Below are 7,201 nucleotides of genomic sequence, written 5' to 3'. Positions count from 1 at the left end.
CGGTCATCCTTGGCATGATGCAATGTCGTCTGGGAGGGCGGCAACCACCCCATCTCATTGATCAGAGCCAGAAGAGCACTGTGGCAGTGAGAGCGAGGGCGGAGAAGAAAACTGTTGGGCAGCGGTCTTAGCGGGTTGCGATGCGGCGCCAGTCCTTCAGGCGGCCGAACATGATCTCGATGCGGTTGCGGCGTTTGTATCGGCGCTTGTCGTATTTGACGGGCAAGGAGCGGGACTTGCGGCCCGGAATGCAGGGCTTGATGCCCTTTTGCTCGAGCGCGTCCCTGAACCATTCGGCGTCATAGCCCCGATCGGCCAGCATACACTGCGCTTTTGGCAGGTCGTCGAGCAGGGCCGCTGCGCCAGTGTAATCGCTGACCTGGCCAGCCGTGATGAAGAAGCTCAGCGGGCGGCCGTTGGCATCGGTAACGGCGTGAAGCTTGGTGTTCATACCGCCCTTGGTCCGTCCGATCAGGCGGCCGAGATCCCCTTTTTTACCCCAAGGCTGGAAGCCGTGCGGTGGGCCTTGAAATAGGTCGCATCGATCATGATGGTCTGGGGCTCGGCCCTCTGAGCGGACAGGTCCTCCATCATGCGAGAAAACACGCCCATCTCGCCCCAACGCTTTCATCGGTTGTAAAGCGTCTTATGCGGCCCGTATTCCCTCGGCGCATCCCGCCAGCGCAGACCGTTGCGATTGACGAAGATGATCCCGCTCAAAACCCGCCGATCATCGACCCGTGGCTTGCCGTGGCTCTTGGGAAAATACGGCGTTAGACGCACCATCTGCTCGTCCGTCAGCCAATACAGGTCGCTCATGCTCGGTCTCCTCGCGGAGCCTGAATCATATCGCCGCCCGCCAATCAATGGGTCCTGAGCCTAATGCCCTTTGCTCAGTTCCTGCTGTCCAGCGTAGCGACGGAGCGCCATACATCGGGTTGGTGGCTGCCCAGCACTCCTTGGCAATGCGCGACAGTCGCTCGAAGCTGACATGGTGGCTGTGATGCAGATAGGCTAGCAGCGAGCGGATGCCGGGGCCAAACGGAGTGCCGGGCTTCATGCTTGCGGGCGTCTCGGCGAATGCGATGCTTGCCTTCGCGCGGCGGACGTTTGCCGGTCTTGAGCTTACCGCCTTTGCCACCGCGCTTGTCAAAGTCATCCTTCGAAGGCGGAATATGCGAATTCTTCGAGGTTTTCCGCGGCTTGCCGACCAAGGCTTCCAACTCGGAAATCCGTACTGCCATCGGCTCGATCATCTCGTGCTGCGCGAGCAGCAACTCGTTCGTCTCGGCGTCGGTTAGAACACGAAGCGGCGGGGGTGACATCCGTAGGGCGAATCAGCCAATCGCCCTACGCGCAAGACATTTCTGCCAAACCCGTGAGCAATTACCTGCTTGCTCCACATGTGCCGGAGATGAAACGAGCACGTAAAAAAGGGCGCCGACAGCGTCGGCGCCCTTCAGTCTATTCAAGCTCAGGGGGCAGTTAGAACTTGATACCGATCGTCGACCGGATGGTCGCAACGTTGTTATTGCTACCGAAGGCGTAGCTACCGCCCAGGGAGATGTTCACCATTTCCGCGACGACGGTGGTGAGACCGGCGGCGAGGGTGGCGTAACCCTTCGGATCGACGCCCTTCAGCTCGAAGGTATTGCCGTCCAGGTCACCCAGGTAGCTGACCGTGCGCGTAGTGCCGGCATCACCCTGGAAGGTGTAGGCCAGGCTGGCGTAAGGCCGCAGGGTGAAGGTGTCGGTCTGCGAGAGCACCGTTGCGAAGCGCACGCCAAGCGTCGGTTCGAACACGCTCTTGCTGTCGCCCTCGACCGCGAGGCCGAGACCGGCACCGCCTTCTTCGGTGAAACCGTTGGTCTTCCAGTGACGGATCGCCAGTTCGCCGAAGGGCACGATGTCGATATCGCCCTGTCCGAAGTTGTAGGCCACGCCGACGCTGCCGTCCCATTCGTTGCCGCGGAAGTCCGCGGTCACCTTGCGGGAAAGCAGGGTCAGGTTACGCCGCGCGTCGAAGCTCGAGAAACCGTAGACGAACTGCGCATTAACCGACAGCGGACCGAAGCCCTGGGTCCAGTAGGCACCCAGCGAGTAGGTCTTGCCGTCAACCTTCGTCGGCTGCCCCTTGGCATCCACGTTGTGGCGGGCATAGCCGAAGCCGAAGCCGAAGGCGCCGCTCTCGTTGTAGGCGATGTCGAGGCCGGTGGCCGCGCCATAGCTCGTCGCGTCGATCTTGGCCGCACCCGATGCGGTGCCGCCGAACGTTGCGAAGTTGCCGATCGGGGCAATCCACAGGTTCACGCCGCCAGCCTGCTGGTCACGCCGCTGGGCAAGCTGGTCGAACTGGCCCTGGAAGGCGACGTTCTGGCGCAGGTTGGCGAGCGATCCGTAGATCGAGGCCGACGCCAGTTCGTTGAACACCGCCGCCGCCTGGGCCTTCGAGAGATTCCAGTCGAGGTTGGAGACGACGTTGGCTATGTCCTGAACCTGGTTCAGTTCGGCGATGGAGGCGTAGCTGCGGATACCTTCGGCATCGTCGACCAGAACCTTGACCACGCCCGGGATCGCCTTGTCGAGGGCGACTGCGGCAGCTGCCGCGTTCGGGTTGGTCGCGGCCGTGCCGTAGCTGACGCGCGTGGCCTTGACCGAAACCGTCTGGCCCGAAGTCGAAGTCGCCAGGGTGACGAACTGCGAGTTCAGGTTGCTAACGACCGTGGTAGCGCCGGTGACCGTTCCGCCGACGGTGAAGAGCTCTGCGCTCTCCGTGCCGGTGAAGATCGAGCCGGTCGGCACGTAGACCTGGACCTTGCCGCCAAGGGTCAGGTTGCCGCCCACCGCGATCGACGAGGGCGAGCTGATCGCCACGCCTGCAGCTTCGGGAGTGGTGTAGGCCAAGCCCGAACCCGTCAGCACCGTGGTGATCGGTGCCAGGAAGTCGGTCGAGGTCGACACCGGAGCGACCGGGGTCTTCACGAGCGTACCGTTGAGGCCGACGGCAAGGGTGCCGCTGGTCGCAAAGTTGCCCGAGATGACCAGGTCCGCGCCCACCACGGTCGGCGTCGTGCCGGTGATGCTGGCGCCCGAACCGGTGTTGGCCGGGGTGACGACCGTGCCCACGACGAGCGTGCCGTTGGCGCCGACGGTGACGTTACCGTTGATGCCGAAGGGGCCGTCGAGGGGCGGCGTGATCTCGGCAGTGCCCGAGTTCACGTTCAGGGCGAAGCTGCCACCGGTCGAGCCGGTGTCGAGACCCGCAGACCAGACGGCGTCCGCCGTATCAGTGTCGACCGGAACGTAGGCCGGGCCGACCAGAGTCAGCTTGCCGCCGTTGACGTTGACCACGGTGTCGGTGTTGTTTTCGGTGAAGAACGAGCCAGTGGTCTCGGAACCCGTGTTGAGGTTGATCGTGGCAGAAACGTTGGAGGTCTTGAAGGTGTCTTCGTAGTCGGCACCCGTCACATAGACGTTGCCTTCCAGCACGCCGTTCTGGTTGACGGTGTAGGTCTGGGTGGCAAGCCTCGCGGCCGGCGTGAAGGCCGGTTCCGGGAACATCGACGGCGAGGTCGAGGTAGTGACCGCAACTTCCGTGCCGTTCGCCACGGACTGGCCCAGCCAGATGTCGCCCCCGATCGTGCCGCTGTTGGTCACGGTGCCGGTAGCGCCGGCCACTGCGACGTACGAGGTGGTGCCGCTGTTGGTGACCGTGGCCGCGCCGCCGACCGGAACATAGGTCATCGTGCGGGTGACGGTGCGCGTGGACGGGCTGAGGTTGTTGGCGTCGTTGTCGACTTCGGTGAAGTTGTAGTTCTCCGAGGCGGCAATGGCGATCAGGCCCTCGGCCTCGCCGCCGTTGGTCACCGTGGCGGTCTTCAGGCCCGCGGCGAAGATTTCTCCGCCGACAATGCCGTTGTTGACCACGCTGGCATCTGCGCCGACCGCCGACTGGGCGTAAGTCTGGGTCTGCGAGACCACCCCGTTAGCGGCGTAAGTCTGCGTGGTGGTGTCTGTCGAGTTTTCAAAGACGCTCGCTGCGTAGACCGAGCCGTCGACGCTGGAGCCGGCCGCCACGGTGACGGTCGCGCCGCCGAGGCCGGATGCATAGACGCCGTCCACGCTCGCGGTCGTTGTGCCGACGCCATCAGCCTTGAACGCTGCGGAGGTGTCGATGGCGACGGAAGCGATGCCGCCGGTCGCGGTGTAGACGGTGGTGCTGGTGTAATCGGTCAGCACCGGCGTGGCGGTCGTCCCGGCATAGTTCCACTCGGTCGAAGTGACTGCCGTGGAGCCTGCGGTGGAGGCATCAACATAGCCCTCGACCTGGCCGTTGACCACGGCGCTGGCATTGCCGCGGGTCGCCACGACCGAAACGCTGCCTGCAACCTGACCGTGGATGGCGGCTGAGGCATTGCCCGAAGCTGCAGCTGCGCTCGACGAAGCGGTCGAGGTCGAGGTGCGCGTCGATACTTCGGCTTCCGGATCGAAAGCGAAGGTGTCCGTGCTTGCGGAAGCCGTGTCGGTTCCCCCCGTGCGGACGTAGACATTGCCCAGCACGCTGGCAGCACTGGCCACTTGCGCCGAGGCCGACGATACGCCGGTGACGTTCAGCGAACCGTTCACCTCTCCCGCACCCGTCACGTTGCCGACGGCAGCGCCGCTGGTCACGGTGCTGGTAGTGCTCTGGACAACTTCGTAGCCGGTGTTGACCGACGGCGACCCCGCGTAGGTGTCGAGCGAATCGTATGCGCCCTGTCCGCTGACGATGCCGCTCGCGTTCGAGCTGACCGATCCGTCAACGATGCCGGAGACGGTAACGGTGCTGCCCGTGGTGCCGTTCGAGGAAACGGTCTGCGACCCGAAGTAGGCATCCGACACGTTGCCGGTGATGTTCACCGTGCTGGTGCCTGCGGCGGAATTCGACGAATTTGTCGAGGCGTAAGTGGACGTCGACGTGTTGTTTTCCGGCGCTGAGGCGTCGGTCACGTAAACGTTGGTCGAGGTCCATCCGCTTTGCGACGTGGCGCTGCCGATCCCCGCCGAAGATGCGATCGAGCCGAACACCGTGCCAGATGCATTGACCGTGCTGTTGCCGGTCGCCTCCTGGGTGATGTTGCCCTCGGAGATGGGGGCAAAGCTGACCTGGCCGTTGGTGCCCGAGTAGGTGCCCGTAACGTTGCCGGCGATGCCGGTGGTCTGGGACGTGCCGGCCTGGGCATAGGTGGCAGTTGTCAAGTCGTCGGCAATGGTAGTTGTGAGGCTATGGGAATTGCTGCTGGCGCTGTCGGTGCCGCCGACGTTCACATAAGTCGAACCGGTGACCTGGCCGCTATTGGTGACGGTGGCGCTGGTCAGCGCGGTTACCGAGACATTGCCGCGCACATAGCCCGCGTTGTCGAAGGCGGCGTTGCCGCCGGCGCGGGTGGAGGCGCTTTCGTTGCTGTAGCTATAGTCGCCGGTGACGGGGTCGGGGCCGACATCGGTGGTGAGCGACGAAGTCTCGTAACCGGGGCGGGCCCCAACGAGGACCGAGCCGTTGACGATGCTGGATGCAGCCGCGGTCACCGATGCGCCGGTGTTGCCGTAGGCCGTGACATCGCCGCCGATGCTCGCGCCGGACCCTATCGCAACCGAACCGTTGCCATCGGCGAAAGTGTTGCTGGTGCTGACGACGGTCGTGTTGGTAGCCGCCGTGTAGGTGCTGTCATAAGTGTAATTGGCGGCGTTGGGCTGGCGTGCAGTGATGCTGCCATCGACATCGCCATTGGCGACCACCGTCGCACCGGAATCGCCGACCGCCGTGATGCTGCTGCCGACCGAGCCGCCGGCACCGACCGTCACGCTGGCCAGGCCGCCGGAACGGGTGTTGGTCTGTACGTTGGTGGTCCCGGTCAGGTCGCCATCGGCATTGTAGCTGCTGGTGTCTGCGTAAGTATAGTCGGTTCCGGTGGAGGCTGCGTTGATGCTGCCGGCCACTTCGCCGTCGATCGCTACGGTCGCACCGGCATCGCCGGTCGCGTTCACGCTGCCAGCCACGGTACCGCCCGCGGCCACGGTAACGTTGGATGCGCCGCCGGTCTGGCTCTCGGTCAGTGCGTAGCTGTTGCCGGCGAGCAGGTCGGCGGTATCGCGCGTTTGGGTGTTGGCGTAGCGATAGTCCTGTGCGGACGACGTGGCGTTGACGCCGCCGGTCCCGACCTTGCCGTCGATGGTCACGTTGGACCCGCTGTTTGCGCTGGCGATTACGCCGGTCACGTCGCCATCGGCGCCCACCCCTACGGTGGCGGTGCCGGTCGCGGAGGTGTAGCCGTAGTCGTAAGTGGTCGTGGTCGCGTCGGCGACAGGGGTGCTGCCACCGTTCCAGGACGTGCCCGAGCCGGAGGCGCCGATCGCGTTGACCGTACCCGCCTTGGCGTTGACGTTGACGGCTGCGTTACCAGTGTTGGCGGAAGCGTTCAGGCTAGCGCCGGTCGCGCCGTCGGCAAGCACTGCGTCGCCATTCTGGGTGATCGCCGCGTTGCCGCCTGTGTTCGTCGACGTGGTGATACCGTTGGCGGTCGTGCTGGTGCCCTGCGAGAACGCGGTGGCGCGCACTCCGTTGAACGCCGATGCGGCGATCAGCGACCCGCCCGATGCGGTGGTCACCGAGACGTTGCCGAAACCGGTGCCGTTGATGGCGCCATAGACGGTCCCGCCGTTGGTGATCGCAACGTCGCTGCCGAAGTCCGTGGCCAGGATACCGGCCGTGACCAGTCCGTTGTTGGTGACGGTTGCGGTGTTACCGGCAGCGGACGAACCGGCGCCCACCAGACGCAGGCCGACGCTGTCGGTCACCAGGCCGTCGTCGTCGATGGCACCGAGTTCGCCGACGCTGGCGAAGCCGAGCGCTCCGTCACCGCGACCCGCGCCCAGCGACTGAAGGAAAACGTTTTCGCCGCCGGTGACGACACCTGTTCCCGTGACGCCGACCGAGACGGCGCTGGACGGCGTGTTCGTCGCTGCGGCGATTGCGGTATTGGCGGCGGTGCTGGTGGTCGGTTCGGCGATGCTTACGCTCTGTGCAACGGCATTGCCGCCGCCGAGCGAAACAAGCGCGGTAGTAATCGCCAGTGCTGCACGGCGATGGCGCAGACGACTGGCCATGTCTGTCGAAACATTAAATTTCATAAAGCCCCCTAAACGCAATTTCAGGTTCAGT

1 protein-coding gene and 2 pseudogenes are annotated in these 7,201 nt (G+C 64.4%); all 3 read right to left on the bottom strand.

From position 1 onward, the window contains the following. Nucleotides 1-61 precede the first annotated feature (61 nt). The 3 genes and pseudogenes from GVL61_RS20290 to GVL61_RS20280 all read right to left on the bottom strand — a co-directional run bounded on the left by GVL61_RS20290 (nt 62) and on the right by GVL61_RS20280 (nt 7,146). Nucleotides 62-819: pseudogene (locus GVL61_RS20290) on the bottom strand (IS5 family transposase). A gap of 136 nt (nt 820-955) precedes the next feature. Next, nucleotides 956-1,325, bottom strand: a pseudogene (locus tag GVL61_RS25135) (IS66 family transposase); the annotation flags it as partial. Nucleotides 1,326-1,485: 160 nt separating this feature from the next. Beyond that, the gene (locus GVL61_RS20280; RefSeq protein WP_159982471.1) at nt 1,486-7,146 is read right to left on the bottom strand and encodes a hypothetical protein; all 5,661 of its coding nucleotides are present in this window, start codon (nt 7,144-7,146) and stop codon (nt 1,486-1,488) included. Between the last annotated feature and the right edge of the window lie 55 nt (nt 7,147-7,201).

The organism is Novosphingobium sp. 18050, assembly GCF_902706195.1.
GTDB lineage: Bacteria > Pseudomonadota > Alphaproteobacteria > Sphingomonadales > Sphingomonadaceae > Novosphingobium.
Note: the sequence above shows the minus strand (reverse complement) of the source record. Positions and strands in the feature narration are given on the sequence as shown.

What these genes read in the sequence shown, in the direction of transcription:
- GVL61_RS20280 (WP_159982471.1), bottom strand. Translation starts at nt 7,146, where the DNA reads ATGGCCAGTCGTCTGCGCCATCGCCGTGCAGCACTGGCGATTACTACC.